Source organism: Winogradskyella ludwigii, from assembly GCF_013403985.1.
Taxonomy (GTDB): Bacteria; Bacteroidota; Bacteroidia; order Flavobacteriales; family Flavobacteriaceae; genus Winogradskyella; species Winogradskyella ludwigii.
The window spans coordinates 1-22,271 of the sequence record NZ_JABFDF010000001.1; the positions used below are offsets into that span (position 1 = coordinate 1).

A 22,271-nucleotide genomic window follows, 5' to 3' on the forward strand; every position below is an offset into this window, starting at 1 on the left:
CTTCTAAACGGCTAAAAGAAATCTTTTGAACGTCTAAATATTAACCAAAAAGAGTCAACCTATATCAGTATAATACAAAACAGAACGCAAATGAAAAATAATTTGATTTTACTCTTTTTAACTTTCACTATTGGATTGTCTTTTGGACAAACTAATAAAGTGACTGAAAAATCTTTTCCGACAAACTTTGACCAAACAAAATTTAATAAGATTAAAAAATTCACGAATAAAATGATTGCGTATGACGCGAATATTCTTGAAATAAAAAATAGCAGAAATAATACACCTTTTTACAAATTAGAGTTGGGAGAAGGAAATTATTTATGGACTGTCTTAATGTTCAAAAATGAGGAAAATGTGATTGGAGATAAGATTAGAGTTGTTGGCTATTTAAATAAAATTGACTCAAAAAATACTGATGAGGAATACTTAGAAGGAGAAAAACATATGGTTATAGCATTAGGTTTAGTTGATTTTGAAAAAGAGAATTTTCTTTTTGTCAGTTCTGGCTATAAACAGAAAGAACAATGGATTAAAGGCGAAATCCCTAGTCAATGAGAAACACTACCTACAACACCGTGTATAATTAATTGCTAGGTTCTTCCCTACTTGCGAATATTCCTGCGGAATATTCACAGGTTCGTAAAAGTTTGCTAAATTAGTTGCTGAACCTCGCAACTAACCATACACAAAAACGTTATGCACAAGCTGAAAAAACGCCTATGAGAAATACAATCGTAATTGCTTTATTATTAATTTTGGGTTTTTCATCGTGTAAAGATGACCGAAATTCCATCGCTGAAAATAAAGCTAAAATATTCTCTGAAATATACAATCAAGATAATATTGAAAGTGAATATTTCAATATTGACATAAAAACTGACACAACTCTCGTTACAAAAAATGGTTCTATTTATAGAATTTATGCCAATACCTTTGAAATAGAGACAGGAGATTCAATTAATCAAATACAAATTGAAATAAAAGAAATATTTAATCCAATTGACTTTGTAATTGGAAACTTAACCACGACTAGTAACAATAAACTTTTATCCAGTGGTGGAATGTTATACATAAATGCTTCTATAAACGACAAAATAACAAAACTAAAAAGCGGAAAAGAAATCGGAATTATGATTCCAACATCAGAATTAGATGATGAAATGTTGATTTTTGAAGGAGTAAAAGATAGTTTATCAATAAATTGGACAAACCAAAAAAGCATTCTTAATAAAGAATTAAAGGAACTTGAACAATCTTATAAAACTATTACTTACCAATTTGACAATATTGCTGACTTTGAAAGTAAAGAACTTGATAAATGGTTTTGGAGTCCTGAACGAAAAATAGGAGATAAAACCCAGTTTCAAAAAGCTAATATAAAAATAATTGATATCTCAAGAGATACGGTTAAATTAAAAGAAAGCCAAAATGGCCTATTCATTCCTGAAGTAATAACAAAAAAAGGACAAAATGGATTTGTGGAAGATTTTAATACAAGTTATATTTTTTCGGTCAGAAAATTAGGCTGGTCGAATATTGACAAATTTTTTAATGACCCAAAATCTGAAATAGTAGATTTAATCCTAAAAGTTAAAAACGAAGATTTTTCGTATGTATTCACTTCGCTTTTATTACCAAATAAGAATATGTATATTCCTGGTTACGAAAGAATGGACGGTTCTTTCGGATTCACGCACAACGACGCAGAGGATTTGATTTTACCCATTGGAGATAAAGCGTATATTATGGCGACTTCTTATATAGATGATTTACCATATTTTGATTTAATAGAATTCGAAATAAGTTCTAAAAAAGTTATGACGTTAGAATTGAAACAAACAACAGCAATAGAATTAAAAAATAAACTAGCTGAAAATATTGAGTAGTAAGCCTGTGCATAACACCGTGTATATTTAATTGCTTCATTGAGCTTACTTGCGAATATTCCTGCGGAATATTCACGGGTTCGTAAAAGTTTGCTAACTTAGTTGCTTAACCACGCAACTAACCATACACAAACACGTAAACAATTAAAAGACTCTACAAATGAAAAAAATAAAATTATTTTGCGGCATTCTAATTGGACTGATTATTTTCTCATCTTGCTCGCAGGATGATGATACCAATACAGATTCAATGTCAATTATTGGAACATGGAAACTATTAAAACAAGTCTTTGTCTGTTCAACAGGAAGTGAAGAAACTGGTGTTTTCGCAACCTGTCTTCAAGGAGAATTAACTTTTAACTCTGATGGAACAGTAAACGACATTTATTACTGTGATGATACTGGATCGCCCGGCGAATATGTCTTTGAAGGAACTTGGTCTTTATCTGGTGAAAATCTCACACAAATTTTGAATGGAATTACATTCAATACAACATTTTTAGAGGTTACAGAAGATGTTTTAAGAATTGGATATTATTATAATGAGGGAGATTTTCCTTGTGATGGTAATAATTTTCAATCACACCGCTATCAAGAATATACACGAGTGGAATAATAACTGTTTACAACAGCATATATAATTTATTGCTAGCTTTTTGCTTACTTACGAAAGTCCTCTCAGACTTTCTTGGTCAGTAATTATTTACTAATTTAGTTGCTAAACCACGCAACTAACCATACACAAACACGTTGGCAACAAGCTAAAAGACTAAATGAGATTCAATTTATTTATACTAACGACATTACTTTATTCTCTTTTTTCTTATTCACAATGCTTTGACTGCGGTCAGAGCATAGGTAGTTGGACAAATGACCACCCTGAAGATATTAATAAAGTATCTGATGGAATTATTTTCACAACTCTTCAAGGAAATTTTGGTGGAGGTGCTATTTATAAATATGATTTTAATTGTAATCTAATTTGGTCAAATAATTTCGTTACCTCTATTGGTGCTGGTTTTGGTGCTTATAAAACTACCGTAGACCAACAAGATAATATATATGTTATAGTCACAAATAATTGGAGTCAAGTCAATGTAGGTAATATCGTGATAAATTCTGGTATGAATATTGTCAAAATGGATTCTCAAGGCCAACTCTTATGGAGTAGACCTCTTGGAGGACAGCAAATTGGTAGTAACGTACATTATTGGAATGATACAATTTTTATTGTCGGGATTTTTTATACCACAATTAGTATTAATAACGAAATTACCCTTACAAGTGATGTGGAAGATTACTACATCGCTAAATTTGATTTAGAAGGAAACCTGATTGATGCAGAAAATTTTGGAGTAAACGGAGAAGATACTCTTATTGATTCTGAAATTGACATAAATGGTAATATATATTTAACAGGAACCTCTAATGACATTACGCATATTACAAAATTCGACTCAAATTTAAACCAAGAATGGATTAATGAAATATCAAGCTATTCTGCTAATAACAATAGATATAATGCATCAAACTTATATTATAATAACACAAACGATAAACTATATTTATGGGGAAGCTATTACAATTCTGTAGATGTTTTAGGAAATGTCTTTACTGTGAGTAATTGCCAATTTGGTAGTTTATTGACTGAATATTCTACAAGCGATGGAAATCTTGAAAATATTACACCCATAGATAACTGTTCAAGTTTACCTTCACCAACTATTGGTGGTAATTGGAGAACCGATAACATCAGTAATGGTTACATGTATCATAAAAATGATGAGCTATTTATTTTAACAAGTTTTAGATTGGCATTAACTTTGGGTGACACAACAATAGAAACCACCAATTTTTATACTGAAGACTTGGTGTTATTTAAAGTTAATCTTGACAGTTTTGAAAAAGAATTTGTTTTACGGTCATCTGGAGAAAGCTATTATGGAGCTGGGTATGGTTACGTAGATGGACCAGGTCCAATTTTAATAGTAGATGATGACATCTATTTAAGTGCTTTCTTCGAAAGCTCACCAATGCAAATAAACGGCACTGAAATAACTAATAATAGTGGTAACAGTAATTCAGATGTTCTTTTTTACAAATACAAAACCGATCAAACAGATTTGGATGGTTTGATTTCCTATGAAAATTCCTGTTTGGCTGAAAGTACTTCGTTCGAAATTAGTGGTGATTTTGATTCAGTATTATGGAACTTTGATAATCCTGCTTCTGGCGTAAATAATACATCTACTTTAACTAATCCCATCCATACATTTACCAACAATGGGAATTATGACGTTACCGCATTGGTTACTTGTGGAACTGAAATAGAAACTCTAAGTATTGAAGTTGTTATTAGTAATAGTCCTATTGTAAATCAAATTGCAAATAGATATAGTTGTGAAGATGTTTATGGAAGTCAAATTTCTAGTTATTTTGATACATCTTCAATAGATAATGATTTAATAGGAAGTCAGTCAAATTTGACAATTAAATATTTTAATAGTAATGGAATGGAATTACCAAGCCCATTACCCAACCCTCTTTCCAATTCTATTGTTGGTCAAGAAACTATTACAGCTAGGATTGCTTACAATAATAATTTAACGTGTTTTACAGAAGTCTCTTTCGACTTAATTGTTGAGTCTCTTCCCGAAATTAATCAGATTAGTAATATCTATGCTTGTGATGATGATGATGAAGACGGAATCACTGAGTTTGATATTAGTAATATTGAAAGCACTATTTTAGGTGAGCAAACTGGAATGACAATTATTTTTTTCTATGAAAATGGATTGCAATTGCCAAATCCACTACCTAATTCAATTCTAAACACAATTCCCAACCAAGAAACTATAACGGCAAGAATAACAAATCCTATTACTAATTGTTATAGTGAAATTTCTTTTGATTTAATTGTAAATCCATTACCGATAGCAAATTCCTTAAATGTTTTAAATGGATGTGATGATAATAATGATGGAATTTCTGAATATTTTGACACTTCTAATGTTCAAAATCAAGTTTTGAATGGTCAGACAGGAATGACTGTTAGTTATTTTAACCAAAATGGAAATGAATTATCTAGTCCTTTGCCAAACCCATACACTAATTCTAATCCATTTAATCAATTAATAACTTTAAGAGTAACTGATACCAATACAAGTTGCTATACTGAAACCACACTTGAATTACAAACCGTAACGCAACCAAACATAAATCAATCTAATAATTTGTATGCATGTGACCTAGGGAATGGATATGCTGAATTTGACACATCCAATATAGAGCAACAAATTATTGGGACTCAAACAGGTTTAATAATACAATATTATGATTCCAATAATAATTCGCTTCCAAGTCCTTTACCTGCATTTTTTCAAAACACAGAGCCTTTTTCTCAAACCATATACGTTAGAGTTGAAGATGCCTCAAATCCAATTTGTTATTCAGAAACATCTTTTGGCTTGGTTGTAAATGAGTTACCCGAAATTAATTTAGAAGAAGAATACTTCATTTGTAATTTAGAACCATCAATTTTTTTAACCGTCAATTCTGGTTTTAATTCTTATAATTGGATTTTTGAAGATGGCTCAATAATTTCAGATACTTACATAGCAGAAATAACAGAAGAAGGCAGTTATACTATATCTGTTACCCAAATTGAAAATGGTATAGCTTGTGAAAATTCGTTTACATTTAGTCTTGTTCGTTCAGACTTACCAGAAATACAGCAAGTAAATTACGGAGAATTAGGAAATAATTTTATTGAAATAATAGCCTCAGGTAATGGTGATTTTGAGTACTCAATTGATGGTGTATATTACCAAGACAGTAATTATTTCCCAAATATCATGGGAGGTTGCTACAATGTATATGTTAGAGACAAAGAAGGTTGTGGTGAGGATTCAAATGAAGTAACTATAATTGATTATCCCAAATTCTTTACCCCAAATGGTGACGGATATAACGATTTTTGGCAAATAATAGGAATAAATAAATTGCCAAATTCCAAAATATTGATATTTGACAGATATGGAAAGTTATTAACTCAATTAACATCGAATGATGTTGGTTGGGATGGATATTATAATGGAAAAGGAATGTTGTCAAACGACTATTGGTTCAAAGCTAATCTTGGAAATGGAACAATTTTTTCAGGCCATTTTTCATTGAAAAGATAAAAGCCAATTACCAACACCGTGTATAATTAATTGCTTGGTTCTTCCCTACTTGTGAATGTTTACTAACTTAGTTACTGAAACACGCAACTAACCATACACAAACACGTTTGCAACAAGCTAAAAGACTAAATGCTCTATTCAATAACTTAAGGCAACAAATTGAAAATTAAAATGAAAAGTGAATATAAGGTAGGAGATTTGATTTATGATGCGAATGTTTACGACGGAATGAATACTGACTTAACTGATTTGGAATTTTACCAAAATTGGCTACCAAAACAAAAAAATGCTCGTATACTAGAACTTTGTTGCGGAACTGGTAGACTTACAATTCCAATTGCAAAGGATGGATATAATATTAGTGGAGTTGACATCACTTCTTCAATGCTCGAACAAGCAAAACTTAAAGCTTCAGAAGCTGGTTTAGAAATTGATTTTATTCAAGCAGATATTAGAACTTTAAATTTACGTCAGAAATATGATTTAATTTTTATTCCATTTAACTCTATTCATCATTTATATCAAAACGAAGATTTATTTCAAGCACTTAATGTTGTAAAAAATCACCTTAAAGAAAAAGGATTGTTTTTGTTGGATTGCTATAATCCAAATATTCAATACATTGTAGAAAGCAGAAACGAGGAAAATGAAATTAATCAATACACAACCAAAGATGGAAGAAATGTTTTAATAAAGCAGAAAATGCGTTATGAAAACCAAAGTCAAATTAATCGGATAGAATGGAATTACTATATAAATGATGAATTTCATTCGACTCAAAATTTAGATATGAGATTGTATTTTCCTCAAGAATTAGACTCATACCTGGAATGGAATGGTTTTACAATTATTCATAAATTCGGAAGTTTTAAAGAAGAGGAATTTAACGATAGTTCAGAAAAACAAATATTTGTCTGTAGTAAATAAAATAACTACCCACAACACCGTGTACAATTAATTGCTTGGTTCTAGCCTACTTGCGAAAATTCCTGCGGAATTTTCACGGGTTCGTAAAAGTTTACTAAATTAGGTGCTTAATCACGCAACCAATTGCATAAAACAACAATTACAACTCTATGAAAAAGACGCTCTTAATCTTTTTTACAATCCTTTTAAGCCTTTCATCTTATTCGCAAATTATTTTTGAAGAAGGGTATTTTATTGACAATAGTAATCAAAAAATTAATTGTCTCATTAGAACTATTGATTGGAACAATAATCCCACTGAATTTCAATATAAAAGATCAGAAAAAGCAGAAATTAAAACAGCCAATTTAACAACCGTTAAAGAATTTGGTATTACTAATATTTCAAAATACATCAAAGCTAAAGTCAATATTGATAGATCTAGTGCAGACATTAATACATTAAGTAAACACAGAAACCCAAAATTTGAAGAAGAGACGCTTTTTCTAAAAGTCTTAATTGAAGGTGAAGCCAATTTATATCAATACCTAGATAATGGTTTAATACGTTTTTTTTATAAAAAAGAAGATTCAGAAATTGAACAATTAGTTTATAAAAGTTATAAAACAACAGAATATAAAATTGCAGAAAACAATCATTTTAGACAGCAATTATTAAATGCGCTAAAATGTCCTGACTTCAAAATGAATAAATTCAAAAATTTAGAATATGAATCAAAGGAATTAAAACAATTTTTTATTGCATACAGTGAATGTCTAGGCCAGAATTCAACTATAGTTGAACCTAAAGAAAAACGAGATTTTTTTAACTTAACAATAAGACCTCGTTATAATAGTTCGTCATTAACATTAGTAAACGCTACTTATAACTCTAAAGACGTTATAGATTTCGGAACTAAAACTGGTTTTGGAATTGGGTTAGAGGCTGAAATTGTTTTGCCTTTTGATAAAAATAAATGGACACTTATTATTGAACCTACATATCAAAGTTTTAAATCTGAAACAACAAATACTGATGTCAGCGTTATAATAGGAGGTGAATTAATGAGTAAGATTGATTACAGTTCTATTGAAATACCTGTAGGTTTAAGACATACCTTCTTTCTTAAAAATGAATCAAATATTTTTGTCAATATCTCTTATGTTTTTGATTTAAATTCAAAATCGTCCTTTGAATTTGATAGCTCTACTAGTGCTAACACTAATACTTTGCATCTTGAAACTGAACAAAATTTAGCATTTGGTGTTGGATATGAATTCCGAGATAAATTCAGTTTAGAAATAAGGTATCAAACAAGTAGAGAGCTTATTAAAATGAATAGAATTTGGAGTTCAGACTATAAAACTTTCTCAATAATATTAGGCTATTCAATATTTTAAAACAATAACTACCACATATATAACTTATTACTAGATCTAATCTTAATGCAAAATTATTTCAGATTTTCAATTTGAATTTTAATATACAGAGTACACTTTTATGAAAAAAATCCTACTGATATTAATGCTATTAATTTCTAATCATATGCTATGGTGTCAAGATATTGATGCGTTAGAGTTTCCTAAATACATAAAATCAGAGGTTTCTCAAACAGTGTATGCTTACATACATTCAAAGAACACAGAAATTACTAAAAAACTAGACTCATTAAAAGCATCTGAAAGAAAATCGCTAACTGATAATATTATAGGAACTTGGGAATATTTAGAAAGTGAATGCAATGATTGCATAGCAGTAAAAAAAGATAAAAGTAAAAAACAGTATATTCAGATTACACCGCATAAAATTCTGTTTTATGAAGGTAAAATATCTAAAAAGAATCTTATTAAAACCGAAGAGTTTGAATTTACCAACCAATTAGATATGTTTTCGGATTTAAAAAATTTAGTCTATGCTAATAAAAGCCTATGGAGTTTTAATGTAGATAAGACTGGTAAATACTTAAGAATATATTGGACAGGAAAGGAAGATAAAACGAGTAGAAATCGTGTTGCTAGCGGATTTGTTTTCAATTACTACCAGAAAATAAAATAACTTAAGTATAACAGCCTTGAAAATAAGCTAATGAAAACCAAATTACAAATATTCAAAATTGTTGCAAAACATTTAAGTTTCACAAAAGCTGCAGAACAATTACATCTTTCACAGCCTGCAATTTCTAAAGCCATTAAAAACTTAGAACAAGACTATAAAACAACACTGTTTATTAGAAAAAGAAACTCGATTGAAATGACAGCCGAGGGAAAATTATTTCTCGTCTATACCAATAAAATATTAGCGATCTATACAGAAATGGACGAAAAGTTTCTGATTAAAAAAGATAGCTTCCCAGAATTTATCACTTTTGGCGCAAGCACAACACTTTCTAACTACACGCTTCCTAAAATAATTGCGAAATTTAGAGTCCAATTTCCGCAAACCACATTTAATATTATCAGTAACAATTCTGAAATTATTGAAAATTTAATTTTAAACGAGGACATTGATTTTGGAATCACAGAAGGCAGCTCTTCTAACCCTAAGTTACAATTCGAAAAATTTATTAAAGATGAAATTGTACTTGTAACTAACAGTAATAATAACAACTTTCCAAAAGGGATTATTGATACAGAAACGTTACAGAAAATACCGATGATAGAACGTGAATTGGGTTCTGGAACCAAAGAAATTATTGATGCTTTTTTAGCTACAAATAAAATTAAGAAACTTAATGGTGTGGTATCTTTTAATAGTACTGAGGCCATTAAAAATTATTTGTACAACTCAGACCATTATGCACTGCTTTCCATCAATTCTATTGCTGATGACTTGGTAAATAACAAACTCAAAATAATAGATATTAAAGACTTAAGTATTGAGCGCTGGTTTTATTTCGTAAAAAGAACCGGATATCTTTCTACTACTTTCGACTATTTTAAAAAATTCATAAAATCTAATTATAACTTTTAGTTATCTCTAACAACTATTTAATTTGCTTATAGGTTATTTATAACATCTACTTTTGTATCAAATAATATGTAATGATATGAAAGCTATATTAGCTAAAGCGGTTTATCTTTTTATAGTTGTAATTGCCCTTTTAGGCTTTATAAATAGTCCTGTTGCTTTAACACTAGGTTTTATATATACTATTGTTTTCAATAATCCATTTAAGGCCTATAGCCATAAAGCCATTCATTATTTTTTAAAAATTTCAGTTGTAGGATTAGGTTTTGGAATGTGCTTAAAAGAAACGTTAGAAACAAGTAAAGAAGCTTTTGGTTTAACCATCTATTCTATAATCTTAACCATATTCTTGGGTTTACTGTTAACAAGGCTTTTAAAAATAGATATAAAACTAGGTCATCTTATAACATCTGGAACGGCTATTTGTGGTGGAAGTGCCATAGCTGCAATTTCACCAGTTATAAAAGCGAAAAGTAAAACTATAAGTATCGCTTTGGGCATTGTATTTCTATTAAACGCTATTGCTTTGTTTGTTTTTCCGGCAGTTGGACACTTTCTAAACTTAACACAAGAACAATTTGGCTTATGGTGCGCTGTTGCCATACATGATACAAGTTCGGTTGTTGGTGCAGCTCTAGGCTATGGAGAAGAAGCGTTAAGAATTGCTACAACAGTAAAACTATCCAGAACATTATGGATTATTCCATTATCTCTTTTTTCAATGTTTCTATTTAAAACAAAAGGCGAAAAAATAAAAATCCCTTACTTCATTCTAATATTTATAGCCGCTATTATAATAAACAGTTATCATATTCTACCTCAACCAACGACGAGCTTTATTGTACTAATGTCAAAACGGTTACTAATATTAACTTTGTTTCTTGTTGGATCTACAATTTCTATAAAAGAATTGAAATCTACAGGCATAAAACCCATTGTTTTGGCTGTTATTTTATGGGTTTCTATATCTATCTTTTCATTAATCTATATTTTAAACTAAAGCGATCTAGATATAATTTGTAGTCCTCGGCTACTTCAGAATATTTCAATGAGATACTTTACTAGCTTTATATAAATCTATTAAAATCCATCCTTAAAATCTACCATAAAAAAAGCGATCTAAAATTCAGATCGCTTTTTAATTACTATTTTTTTATTGTAATACTAGTTATCAATAATAGTTAACTCATCTACAATATGCTTAGCATTAGAGTATTTATCAATTAACCAAAGTACATATCTGATATCTACATTTATAGTACGTTGTAAATCTTTATCAAAAATAACATCACCAGCCATGGCTTCAATGTTACCATCAAAAGCTAACCCTATTAATTCACCTTTTCCGTTTACTACAGGAGAACCAGAGTTACCACCAGTAATATCATTGTCTGTTAAGAAGTTTACAGGTAATTGACCACGTTTGTTAGCATAACGACCGTAATCTTTCTTCTCGTAGATATCTAACATACCTTGATCTAAATCAAACTCAGGATCGTTTGGCTTATACTTTTTAATCATACCTTGAAATGTGGTATAATTATTCTCGTTAGCATCATTTCTTTTATCTGCAGGTAAAGCTCTCACTTTTCCGTATGATAATCTTAATGTAGAATTTGCATCAGGATATTTAATATCGCTTAATCCAGATTCACGTAAGCCTTTTACTAATAATCTAAAAGAGGCATCAAAATCATTTGTAGGCTGCTCTAAACTTTCAGGACTCTCTCTGTACTTATCTAATAATTGAGTAGATAATTTATACATAGGGTCATTCTCTAAAATCGCTTCATCAGGATATTGTAAAAATGCTAAAGCACCTTCTTTAGAAGAGAATAAGCTTAAATCAAAAATAGCATTCGTATACGCCGTAAAATCATTGTCATTTTTTTCTCCAACCTCAGCAACTAATTCCGGTAAAGAATAGTTAGATTTTGAAGCCAACAAACCTAATTGCTTTGCTAATATTTCTTTCTCTAAAGGCAAGTGATAACCTTCATAGTTACTTTCTATAAAAGCCTCTAATCGTGGTAAAAGATTTTTACGTTCTGCTTCATTCGCTCCAACGTATTGTTTAAAAGCAGACCCTATTCTATACGGCAACACTGAAAATTTACTAGCACGTAATATATTTAGTAAGTAATTAGTTTGCTTCGCCTTTTCGTTGGTTAAGCTATAGTAGTTATTGATGTTTTTAATAACATCACCATACATCGCTTTATTAGCTTTTTTATTAGCCCATTTATTAAATTTAGCTTCGGTTTTGCTCTTTTTGTCTACGGTTTTGTGCTCTGTTAAAGCTTTAATCATTCCCGCTCTATTTTTCCAATAGTTAGCAATACCTGCATAACCAGATGCATACATTAGATTTACAGATTCGTCTGCATCCATATATTTCTTCATCACGTCCATACTTAACTTTGAACCTTCAACCCAAGCAGGATATGCATATTTAACATTTTGCTCTACACCTTGAGCTGGCATCCAACGATTTGTTCTTCCAGGATAACCTAAAATCATAGCAAAATCATTTTCTTTTACACCATCTATATTTACTGGTAAATGATATTTTGCTTTTAAAGGCACATTATCTGTAGAGTATTTCGCTGGCTGTCCTTCTGCATCAGCATAAACTCTGAATAATGAAAAATCACCTGTATGTCTTGGCCATTCCCAGTTATCTGTATCTCCACCATATTTACCTACATTTTCTGGTGGTGTTCCAACTAAACGAACATCTGTATAATCTTCGTAAACAAAATAATAAAACTCGTTACCTTGATAAAATGAACGCACAGAAACTGTGTATTTTCCACCTTCGCTATTTTCTTGCTCAATTTTAGCAATCTCTTTATTAAGTGCAGCTTCACGTTCTTTTTCGCTCATGTTATCATTAACTTGAGATAACATACGTTTAGAAACATCGTCCATTCTCACAAAAAAGCGAACGTAAAGGCTTTCAGGCTTCATTTCTTCGGCCATTGATCCTGCCCAAAATCCGTTCTTTAAATGATTTTGTTCTGCTGTAGATAATTCTGCAATAGCATCATAACCACAATGATGATTGGTTAATACTAATCCGCTATCCGAAACAATACTAGCCGTACAGCCACCATTAAATTGCACAATAGCATCTTTTAAACTCCGATTGTTAACGCTGTAGATTTCTTCAGATGTTAATTGCAAACCCATTTTTTGCATATCGCGATGATTTAAACGCTCAATATGCATTAAAAACCACATGCCTTCATCTGCCATTGCTGACGAGAATGAAATAAATATGGCGATCATTGTTAAAAATATTTTCTTCATGTTCAGTTTGTTTGTTTATTTAGTATGAAGCCATAAAAGTACTGAAATTTTAATGTGATTTAAAACCGTTAATGTGTTAAAACCGTTATATTTTTAAATACTCATTTTTGAAATATTACGGTATTAAATATCGAAAAAAACGCGACGTTACATATATTAGGAATGATTAATTTTAGGTAGTTTCAAAACCTAAAAAAAAGAAATATCCTAATACAGGTTATAGCGTGGTTATAGCATGCTTAAAACATGATTAAAACAAGCTTATAGCATAAAAAAAGGCATTAAGTGATAATTAACATCAACAATGAGAGGCATAATTTAAACCCATCACCTTAAGACGCATAAAATTATTTATTTAGTTTTAGACGATATATAAAACACGCTCCGATTTTGACGCAACCATTTGATAATTCTTGTATCTACTTAAAAAATAAATTATTATGAAAAAACACCTTCTACTTTTAATGGCCATTGGTATTTTATGCGCTTGTTCTAACGATGATGTAACGTTTTCTGAAATAACTACCATGCGCATTAATCATTATCAAAATACAGCTATTGCTTTAGAACCCGTTTTAACTTTGCTTGTGCAATATGATGATAACATTGGAACAAATAGTTGGAACAACTTCTACGCTACTATTGAAGGTTTTAATTATGTTCCTGGACATATTTATGATCTTTCTGTGAGGGTTGATCAATTTGGCAATCCAGCTGCTGATGACGGCTCATTTAAAAACACACTCTTAGAGGTTATATCAGTACAAGACGTGCCAGCTGAAACTGAATTTGAACTAAATTTAAAACTAAACGACAACGTTTTTATTACTACAGATTCTGGTTACCAATTACTGAATCAAATTGATATAGACTGCAATACCTTATGTGATACGCTAGATTTATTATTAGAGAATCAAGATATAATCGTTGGTACTTTTAAACATCTTGATAATGATAGCATACAGTTGATTGAACTTGAATAGACTTAAAACCTAATCTTTATTCATATTTAATTAAAAGCAAAAAAACACCTACTCTTTCGAGCAGGTGCCTTTACCAACAAAAAAACTCAAAAACACCATGAAAACTCATGATTTAATTAACCTCCCTTAGAGATTAATCTTTCTTGCTAGCAACCAATCAACTCAACTTAATCTGCTTCCCCACAGCTTAAGCGCTGAAAGTTCTTATACCATTTCTGTTAAAAACTGGTCTTAAAATCTATAGCTTATCGTTCCTTTTAAAAAGAATGGTGTACCTGGAGTAAAATGTATTTCTTCTACAGATTGTGCTTCGTTTTGTAATCTAGATTCTGTTGCAAATTGGGTTTCATTCCATTCTACATCAAACAAGTTCTCAATAGCTAAACCAAGTGTTATATTTTTTAATTTATAATTCACATTGAAATCGGTAACCATATACCCTTCTGCAACAATAGAATTATCTTCATTTGCCGCTCTATCATCTAAATATCTAAAACGTAATCCTCCTGAAAAACCATTAAGATCATCTACAGATAAACCACCTGTTAACGTAAAGTCTGGTGCCAAAGGAATGTAATCTTGTCCATCTGGCTCGTCTATACTTCTGGCATTGGTTATTGTAGCATCAGAATCTAAGAACAACCAATCATTCAATTGGTAACGCAATCCTAAATCTAATCCGTAACGTCTTGTTTTCCCGCTTGGCTCAACAATTCCGGCATCTCCAACATATACAAACTCTTGCTCTAAAAATAAATACCAAAGTGCTGAGTTGACTACTAGTTTTGGAAATGGTTTCCATACCGAACCTAAATCTGCTCCGTAAGAACGTGGTAAAATATCTTCACCTCCATTGGCAACTACGACTCTAGTATCGTTGGAATGAAATCCTAATCCTGATTTTAAATACAATTGTAAATTATCTTGTGCGTTGTAATAAAAATTTAACTTAGGACTTACAATAGTTTTAGTCTCTGATAACGTTTGATAATTTGACTGTAAAGCATCGTTGTACATAAACTTGAAATAATCTAAGCGCAATGCTGGTGCAATTTTAAATTTTCCGAAATCAAATTCAGCCTTAACAAACGCATCAATATTAGTTTGATTTACATCTCCTAACTGAATATTCTCTAACGTTGTACTTCTATTTAATGTTCTAGATAATTCTACATCATCAGCAATATCATGTCTTAATCCTAAACCAGAAGTCAGCGTTAATTCTGTATCACCTAAATATTTGGTATGAGTAATCGCTGTGTTAGCTCCAAAAATTTGTCTGTCTTCTTTTTGAAAAATTTGATCTCCATTAATTGGATCTTCCAAAAAGAACGTGAAATTTGAATACAATTGAAACGCATAATGCGAATAAAAGGCATTGGTACTTAATTGCGTATGGTCATCTATATATTTATCGAAGGTAACATTCAAATTGGTACGTTCTGTTTCTCCTCCCTCAGTATCATCTATAGCTCCAAATCTTGAAATATTCCCGTTATCTACTTCACGTTGCGGAATTTGCCCTGATGCATCCCAACGGCTCGTAAAATGTGACGCTGTTAAAGTTAGCTTATCATTTTCAGGTGAAAACATCACATATTTTGCAAAAAGGTTTAAGCGATTAAAATTCTGAGGAGAATCATAAGGACCATCTGTAGCAATATATTCCATAGCTACGTAAGCATTTTGATTCTTAGTATTCTCTAACAAATTGAATAAACCAACCGTTCTCAAACTATTAAACTGACCTGCAGAAAATGAAATTTCACTTTCTTTTAAATAGTCTTTAGTTTTAAAGTTAACGTAACCAGCGGTGTTAAAGTCTCCTTCTTGCGCGTAATAACCACCTTTACCAAAATCAATTTTATTAACCGTTTCTGGAATTACAAAATGTAAATCACTATAGCCTTGACCATGTGCATGAGACACCATATTAACAGGCATACCGTCTACTGAAAGTGCAATATCAGTACCATGATCGATATCAAATCCACGAAGAAATATTTGTTCTGCTTTACCTCCACCTGCATGCTGACCTATAAATAAACCAGGTACTTTTCTTAAGACTTCTTGTGAAGAATTTACTGGTGTTAGATTTAAATCTAATCGTGAAATTGTACTTACTGTATTTAATTCTTCCGTAATAACCATTTCATCTAACTGAAAAGCTTTTTCTTCAAGAGTAATACTTAGATTTTCAGTAGACTCTAACCTTATAAATTGGGTTTTATAGCCTAGTAAACCAATTCTTAAAGAGTCGCCTACTTCTGTATTCATAATTACAAATACACCATTTTCTAATGTGTGAGCGTGACTTTCTGTATTTTGGTTATATATATAAGCACCTTCTAGAGGCTGTTTTAATTCATTAATTATGCGCCCTTTTATATTTTGACTATAAGCTGTTAAGGCAAAACAACTTAAAAAAAGAGTTAATATGCTGATTTGTTTCATTTTGAAAAATTTAAAATTAGTTGGATAATTTACAGAGTAGCAAACATAATTATTCTGCTATATTTTACACATATTACAGTTGATAAATCTTATCCACCATGGTAGGTCCTAGTTCGTAAAGACTAGCAGTAAGTTCGGATTTTAAATGTTTAACTTCTTTTGTTTTTCCAACTGCTTTATAAATTTCAGCAACATGGTAAAGTACTGAGGGTTCAAATGTTTTTCCATCTACAAAATTCTCAATAATTTCGTTGGCTTTATTAATGTTACCAAGTTTATAGTAGCTCCAAGCTAATAAATCATAAGATTGTGGTGTTGGTCTGTTTTCAACTTCTTTCATGGCGATTTCTAATGCACGTTCTGGCAATAGTAAATCGTCTGAAAAAACCATTACATTATACTTGTTATACATATCTCCATACAGCACATTTTTAACTGAAGTTTGATAGTTTTCTAAGGATTGTAATTTTAAATCAGAATCTTTATTGAATTCTGCAATTTCTGCTTTCAATAAATCGTAATCCGGAGTATTATGATACGATGTTACATGGTTTAAAATAGTTAAAGCTTCCTTTGGGTTTTTCTCGTAAGAATACACAATCCAAGCAATTCCTTTTTTGGCATAGGCATTATCAGGATCTAATTCTAAAGATTTCAGATAATAGCTATATGATTTTTCTATCTCGCCTGCATGACCATAAAAATCTGCAATATTGGTATAAGACCAAAGTTTCATACCTGTTAAGTTAGATTCTTCTGCAATTGCCATTGCTTTTTCCATGTTTTCTATAGCGCCATCAAGATTACCTTTGTGGTCTTCTAGTTTCGCTAAACGAATAAGATAATCGAAACTCGTTGTGTTTTTCAAATCCTTTAAATAGGCTTCTGCATAGATGTAATTTCCTAATTCTAAATGCACATCGAAAAGCATTTTTTTAGTTCCGTTAAGTTTTGAACCGTTAGCTTCTGCTTTATTAAGTAAGACTAGAGCTTCTTTAAAACGGTGTTGTGAAATATAATTTGATGCTAAGTTTTTTAATAGACCTGCGTCTTTATCTTTCACTATTTTATTTGCTTCAATAAGATCTTTTTCAGCATTTATTAAATAATCAATGTTTCCAGTGGTGTTAAATACTTTAGTATAAGCATTAGCACGACTTATTAAATAAGAATAAGAACTAGAACTATTTTCTATTCTATTGGTCCAGAAATTTACATTTTCTAAAAGTTCAGTAGTATTAATTTTAGTAGAGAGGTATTGATTGTAATCTGCTTTATTAGTAACCTTTTCAGAATTACAACTAAGCAATGTTAGTATTACAACAATGGGAAGTATGTTTTTAATACGCATAATAAGTTGTTTTTGAGTTTGTATTAATGTGTTTTGGTAATTGATAATAATCTAAAATGAGATCTTTCGACCTCATTTTAGAATACTAAATCAATCGCTTACCAAGGAGACGCTAAGTAAGGGAAAGACGTCAAAAATGCTTTATCATTAGAGGATACGTTATCACTAACTAATCCTGGAAATTCTGGGTTAGTTAATCCTTCTTCACCACCAAATATTAAGATCAATTCTACATCAATAACATCGTCAGTTAAATTTCTACCTGTTAAGATATTTGTACCATCAAAAAATGTTGTTGGTGCATCTAAAGATACCGTCAATACATCTGTAGCTAATACTCCTGTAAATTGTGCCGCTGTAAAACCTAAGGCATTTGCGTCATCTGGAGAAGCAGGATCATATGCTGGACTCAACGTTTCTAATTTTGTTTGAAATGCGCTTTGAAATGCAGCTCCCATATCTGAAGGTATTGTGGTATTAAAAGCATCTTTCATACCGTCGTTTACAAAAACAGTATTAATTGCTGGTCTACCCATTTGGTCTTCCTGAGCGTAAGTTCCTGTGAAACTTATATCTGTAGATCCTGTTGTGTTATCGTCGTCATTACTACAGTTCATAGCTGTCATAGACGCTAAAATTGCAACTGCAAAAAGTTTTATATTATTGAATTTCATGTTTTTAAATTTTTATTATTAATTAATACCATTAGTAACCTTTAGGTGTTGATTAAATTATTTTCAACTTAAATCTTAAGGTGTCACAATGACCACTAGTTTTAAATTATTGTTTTCTTTTAGATTCTACCCAAGTATTAATAGTACCACTACCACCAATCATAGATTTAGGAACCTCAACAACTACAGATAATACGTTAGAACCTGCAAAAGTATCGTCGCCAGGACTATCAAATCCTGAAGCATCTCCAGCAATAATCTCTGTGTATTTGTTAAAATCGAAAAAGAAAGGATCATCTCTTGGTCCTGCAAAGAATTTCATACCTGCAAACTCTTCTACCATTGCAGTTTCTCCATAAGCTGTAATATCTACTGAAGCTGCATTTGCAGTTGTTGTTACAATTGTACTATTTAAACCTGTTTGTGCAGGAGCCGTTGGTCCAAAGAAATACATTTTCCCATCTCTTGGTGTTGCTTGGATCACTAGGTCTTCTACATTATCACCATCGGTATCAATATTGAATTCTAATAATACACGCTCATCAAATGAAGCAGCACCAGTGTCTCCAGGTAATAAAAGCCCTTGAACATTAGCAACGAGTACTAAATTTGATTCTGTTTCGCCTCTAAAGGCATAAAAGTCTGTGATATCACTTGTTCCACCTTGTACGGCAGGAGCATCGATGTGATCTGCTGCAATAGCAACGAATGTTGCAATACCTAATACTGCTGTTGCAATTAAAATTTTTGTTTTTTTCATAATTTTTGAGATTTATTGATTTTTGTTGTCTCTGTTCTACCTACGAAAAAATCTAAGAGGTGGTTTTGTTAAAATTTTGTTAATGAAATAAATTCATGATTTATAAGCAGAAAAAATTAACTTTGAGCCTTCAAATTAAGATGCTATGAATCCATCAGCTAGTGGCTGGATAAAAAAATTGCTAAATCAAGTTTCTGAAACCATGTATTCTCAAACTGAGACTGATGTGTTTTATAATAACTTAAAGCATGTTGGGTTTATATATGGTAGTAATATTAAAGTAGTCCTTAATATTGTTAAACCCTTTGATCTTAGTGAAGAGGAACGTTGCAAGACCAATTTACTGCTTACCTACTATTTTATTTATAATAAAGAAGAAACAAAAACAAACGAGGAGTTTACAGAGAGTCTTATTAGATATTACAAGTCTATTAGCGACCAAAAACGTTCGTTTTTTGAAGACCTATTTAGCGATAAATCACCTGATGGTTTACTCGAAAAAATCATTCATAAACGCATACATATTGATGATAATTTTATTTCAAAAAGTTTTAATTATTTTTTAATTAATGCCCTTTTATTTGTTGATGTTTTAGGATATCAACGTTTTTTAAAAGACGAAACAGATATTAAAGACTATGTTAAAAACTTGGAATCGGCTTTAGAAACCATTGTATTCTCGGTTATAGAAAATAAAAGTGAAAAATCTGAATATGATGAGAATCTTATTAAGCTGTTTGAAGGTTCTATAAGACATAAAAATGCTAAACTTCTAACTTATAGTGATGCTATTGCTATAATAAATGAACCGTTAGAAAAACTATATGTTATCGATTTGGTCTGTATGGCGTCATGGACCGACAAGATTATTGATCGCGAAGAACAAAACTTTTTAAATCAATTAAAAACAGATTTAAACGTTGATAATACCGTCATTGTTAGATCTGTAAATGACATCAATCTTTTTTATGATGAGCACAAAGAAGATGTTGCCTTTTTAAGTTCTAAAAACTTAGCGCAAAGTTTTTATGATAATAGTAGCAAAGTTGTTTCTAAGCTTATTACACGTAATAGTAAACGCTTAATTAAAGAACTATCTGAAAGTAAAGAAGCCATGACACTTTTGGCACAATCTACAACGCGAAACCTTACTGACGAAGAACAAAAGAAAATTCAAACGCAATTATTAGATATTTTTAAGTCTATTCCAAGTCTAGCAATTTTTATGCTACCTGGTGGTATGCTGCTTTTGCCATTGTTTGTGAAGTTTATTCCTAAATTATTACCATCTGCTTTTGATGATAATAGAATTACAGAAGACAAAAAGAAATTGGACTAGTTTATTCTAACCAGTTCTTAAAATCTTTTACACGCTCTCTTGCGACAATAATATCTTGTTCGTTAAAACGGTTTAATTTTATGCGAAGTCTTGAGTTGGTATAGCTTACCATATCTTTTATGGCATTAATATTTACATAGAACTTTCTACTAATTCTGAAGAAGACATCGGGCTCTAAATCGGCTTCTAACTGATCTAAAGTTACATCTAATAGGTAATTCCGACCTTCATTAGTATAAGCATATGTGCCTTTGTTTTCACTATAAATACATTCTATGTCTTCAATATTTATCAATTTTAAATGCTGACCAACCTTTACCGAAAATCGTTTTTTGTACTCGCGCTCTATTGGGTTAACCAGAAGGTTTTTAATATCATTAAAATCTAAGGTTACGGATTGTTGTTGCGGCAATCTTCCTTTATATTTTTCGACAGCAATTTTTAAATCGTCATCGTCAATTGGCTTTAATAAATAATCTATACTATTTAATTTGAAGGCTTGCAATGCATATTCATCATATGCAGTTGTAAAGATTACAGCCGATTTAATCTCAATAGCTTCAAAGATCTCAAAAGACAACCCATCACTTAACTGAATATCTAAAAAAATTAAATCAGGATGCTCGTTATTTTGAAACCATTCAATAGATTCTTCAACAGAATGCAACATTGTTTCTGCATCAATGTCTAAAACTTTTAACATACGTTGTAAACGTCTTGCAGATGGTTTTTCGTCTTCTATTATAATTACATTCATTGCTATTTATTTTGGTAGATTGACACTTATTCGTAACGATTGACTTCTTTAGACTCTTGCTCCATAAACGCTTTAATCTTGCGTTCTTCCCAATTTTTTCCAAATAGTAAACCTGGAAGAAACACAGAACCTGCATGTGCTAATACACCAATTCCCCAGAATGAAAATGTGATAAAATTACGCCATTGAAAATAGCTTTCGCCATCACTTAAATTTTCAATATTGATAAAAACAAAGATGAGATTAACAATAATATAAATGGTTAAATGCGTATAAAATCCTTTGAGTTGTTTTACTCTTTTTGCTGCAAATTTATAACGCTCTTTTTGCAAAAAATCATTTGTGTTGTTCATTATTCCCAGTGTTTATTGTCTTTATCCATTAGCTCTTTAATCTTGCGTTCTTCCCAGTTGTCTCCTAAGAAAAAACGAGGTCCAAAAACTCCCACAAAATGAAAAGCTAGTCCTATTCCCCAAAAAAATGCGGTTGAGAATGTTCCGAAGCTAAAAAACTTAACACCGCTCGAAGTTATCAAAATGATTAGGAATACATTGACAATCACATAAGAAGCTAAATGCCAGTAAAATCCAACAATTGCTTTTACTCTTTTTTTAGCTCTTAAATAGGCTTCTTCTTTTCCCCAAGCGCTTTGAGCATTACTATTCTCGAAGGGTTCTATATTATTTTTCATGATA

General features: G+C 30.9%; 19 protein-coding genes. 11 read left to right on the forward strand and 8 right to left on the reverse strand.

Going from position 1 to position 22,271, the window contains the following annotated elements; translation table 11 throughout:
* Window positions 1-90: 90 nt before the first annotated feature.
* The 9 genes from HM981_RS00005 to HM981_RS00045 all read left to right on the forward strand — a co-directional run bounded on the left by HM981_RS00005 (window position 91) and on the right by HM981_RS00045 (window position 10,946).
* Entirely contained in the window at window positions 91-558 is a 468-nt protein-coding gene (locus tag HM981_RS00005; protein WP_179336533.1) for a hypothetical protein, read from the forward strand.
* 164 nt (window positions 559-722) lie between these two features.
* On the forward strand, window positions 723-1,889 hold the full coding sequence (locus HM981_RS00010; RefSeq protein ID WP_179336534.1) for a hypothetical protein: 1,167 nt from the start codon (window positions 723-725) through the stop codon (window positions 1,887-1,889).
* Window positions 1,890-2,139: 250 nt separating this feature from the next.
* A complete protein-coding gene (locus HM981_RS00015) occupies window positions 2,140-2,505 on the forward strand; it encodes a lipocalin family protein (RefSeq protein WP_179336535.1) in 366 nt (121 codons plus the stop codon).
* Window positions 2,506-2,662: 157 nt separating this feature from the next.
* Window positions 2,663-6,073: a T9SS type B sorting domain-containing protein gene (locus tag HM981_RS00020; RefSeq protein WP_246286072.1), complete on the forward strand. Its 3,411-nt coding sequence runs from the start codon at window positions 2,663-2,665 to the stop codon at window positions 6,071-6,073.
* A gap of 171 nt (window positions 6,074-6,244) precedes the next feature.
* Window positions 6,245-7,000 carry a class I SAM-dependent methyltransferase gene (locus tag HM981_RS00025; RefSeq protein ID WP_179336536.1) on the forward strand — a complete coding sequence of 252 codons (756 nt, stop codon included), beginning with the start codon at window positions 6,245-6,247 and terminating at the stop codon, window positions 6,998-7,000.
* Between the two features lie 149 nt (window positions 7,001-7,149).
* A complete protein-coding gene (locus HM981_RS00030) occupies window positions 7,150-8,379 on the forward strand; it encodes an outer membrane beta-barrel protein (RefSeq protein ID WP_179336537.1) in 1,230 nt (409 codons plus the stop codon).
* Between the two features lie 100 nt (window positions 8,380-8,479).
* Window positions 8,480-9,034, forward strand: a complete 555-nt coding sequence (locus HM981_RS00035) for a hypothetical protein (protein ID WP_179336538.1) — start codon at window positions 8,480-8,482, stop codon at window positions 9,032-9,034.
* Window positions 9,035-9,064: 30 nt separating this feature from the next.
* Window positions 9,065-9,949, forward strand: a complete 885-nt coding sequence (locus HM981_RS00040; RefSeq protein ID WP_179336539.1) for a LysR family transcriptional regulator — start codon at window positions 9,065-9,067, stop codon at window positions 9,947-9,949.
* Between the two features lie 76 nt (window positions 9,950-10,025).
* Window positions 10,026-10,946: a YeiH family protein gene (locus HM981_RS00045; protein WP_179336540.1), complete on the forward strand. Its 921-nt coding sequence runs from the start codon at window positions 10,026-10,028 to the stop codon at window positions 10,944-10,946.
* Between the two features lie 164 nt (window positions 10,947-11,110).
* On the opposite strand, the gene HM981_RS00050 is transcribed toward HM981_RS00045, so the two are convergent.
* Window positions 11,111-13,258: a S46 family peptidase gene (locus HM981_RS00050; protein ID WP_179336541.1), complete on the reverse strand. Its 2,148-nt coding sequence runs from the start codon at window positions 13,256-13,258 to the stop codon at window positions 11,111-11,113.
* A 440-nt stretch (window positions 13,259-13,698) separates the two neighbouring features.
* On the opposite strand from HM981_RS00050, the gene HM981_RS00055 reads away from it, so the two are divergent.
* Window positions 13,699-14,241 carry a DUF4377 domain-containing protein gene (locus HM981_RS00055; RefSeq protein WP_179336542.1) on the forward strand — a complete coding sequence of 181 codons (543 nt, stop codon included), beginning with the start codon at window positions 13,699-13,701 and terminating at the stop codon, window positions 14,239-14,241.
* A 231-nt stretch (window positions 14,242-14,472) separates the two neighbouring features.
* Here the strand turns inward: HM981_RS00055 and HM981_RS00060 are convergent, their stop codons facing one another.
* The 4 genes from HM981_RS00060 to HM981_RS00075 form a co-directional block, all read right to left on the reverse strand.
* Complete coding sequence (locus HM981_RS00060) at window positions 14,473-16,695, reverse strand: TonB-dependent receptor (protein ID WP_179336543.1); 2,223 nt, start codon at window positions 16,693-16,695, stop codon at window positions 14,473-14,475.
* A gap of 73 nt (window positions 16,696-16,768) precedes the next feature.
* Window positions 16,769-18,046, reverse strand: coding sequence for a tetratricopeptide repeat protein (locus HM981_RS00065; protein ID WP_179336544.1), 1,278 nt, complete (start codon window positions 18,044-18,046; stop codon window positions 16,769-16,771).
* Between the two features lie 98 nt (window positions 18,047-18,144).
* A complete protein-coding gene (locus HM981_RS00070; RefSeq protein WP_179336545.1) occupies window positions 18,145-18,720 on the reverse strand; it encodes a DUF4331 family protein in 576 nt (191 codons plus the stop codon).
* Window positions 18,721-18,826: 106 nt separating this feature from the next.
* The gene (locus tag HM981_RS00075; RefSeq protein ID WP_179336546.1) at window positions 18,827-19,480 is read right to left on the reverse strand and encodes a DUF4331 family protein; all 654 of its coding nucleotides are present in this window, start codon (window positions 19,478-19,480) and stop codon (window positions 18,827-18,829) included.
* A gap of 145 nt (window positions 19,481-19,625) precedes the next feature.
* Here HM981_RS00075 and HM981_RS00080 point away from each other — a divergent pair, with 145 nt between their 5' ends.
* Complete coding sequence (locus HM981_RS00080) at window positions 19,626-20,819, forward strand: LETM1-related biofilm-associated protein (protein WP_179336547.1); 1,194 nt, start codon at window positions 19,626-19,628, stop codon at window positions 20,817-20,819.
* Window position 20,820: 1 nt separating this feature from the next.
* Here the strand turns inward: HM981_RS00080 and HM981_RS00085 are convergent, their stop codons facing one another.
* Genes HM981_RS00085 through HM981_RS00095 form a run of 3 tightly spaced genes read right to left on the reverse strand, consistent with a single transcriptional unit; the run spans window position 20,821 to window position 22,267 of the window.
* A complete protein-coding gene (locus HM981_RS00085; RefSeq protein ID WP_179336548.1) occupies window positions 20,821-21,576 on the reverse strand; it encodes a LytR/AlgR family response regulator transcription factor in 756 nt (251 codons plus the stop codon).
* 26 nt (window positions 21,577-21,602) lie between these two features.
* On the reverse strand, window positions 21,603-21,929 hold the full coding sequence (locus tag HM981_RS00090; RefSeq protein WP_179336549.1) for a 2TM domain-containing protein: 327 nt from the start codon (window positions 21,927-21,929) through the stop codon (window positions 21,603-21,605).
* Complete coding sequence (locus tag HM981_RS00095) at window positions 21,929-22,267, reverse strand: 2TM domain-containing protein (RefSeq protein WP_179336550.1); 339 nt, start codon at window positions 22,265-22,267, stop codon at window positions 21,929-21,931. Before HM981_RS00095 ends, HM981_RS00090 begins: the two co-directional genes overlap by 1 nt.
* Window positions 22,268-22,271 lie beyond the last annotated feature (4 nt).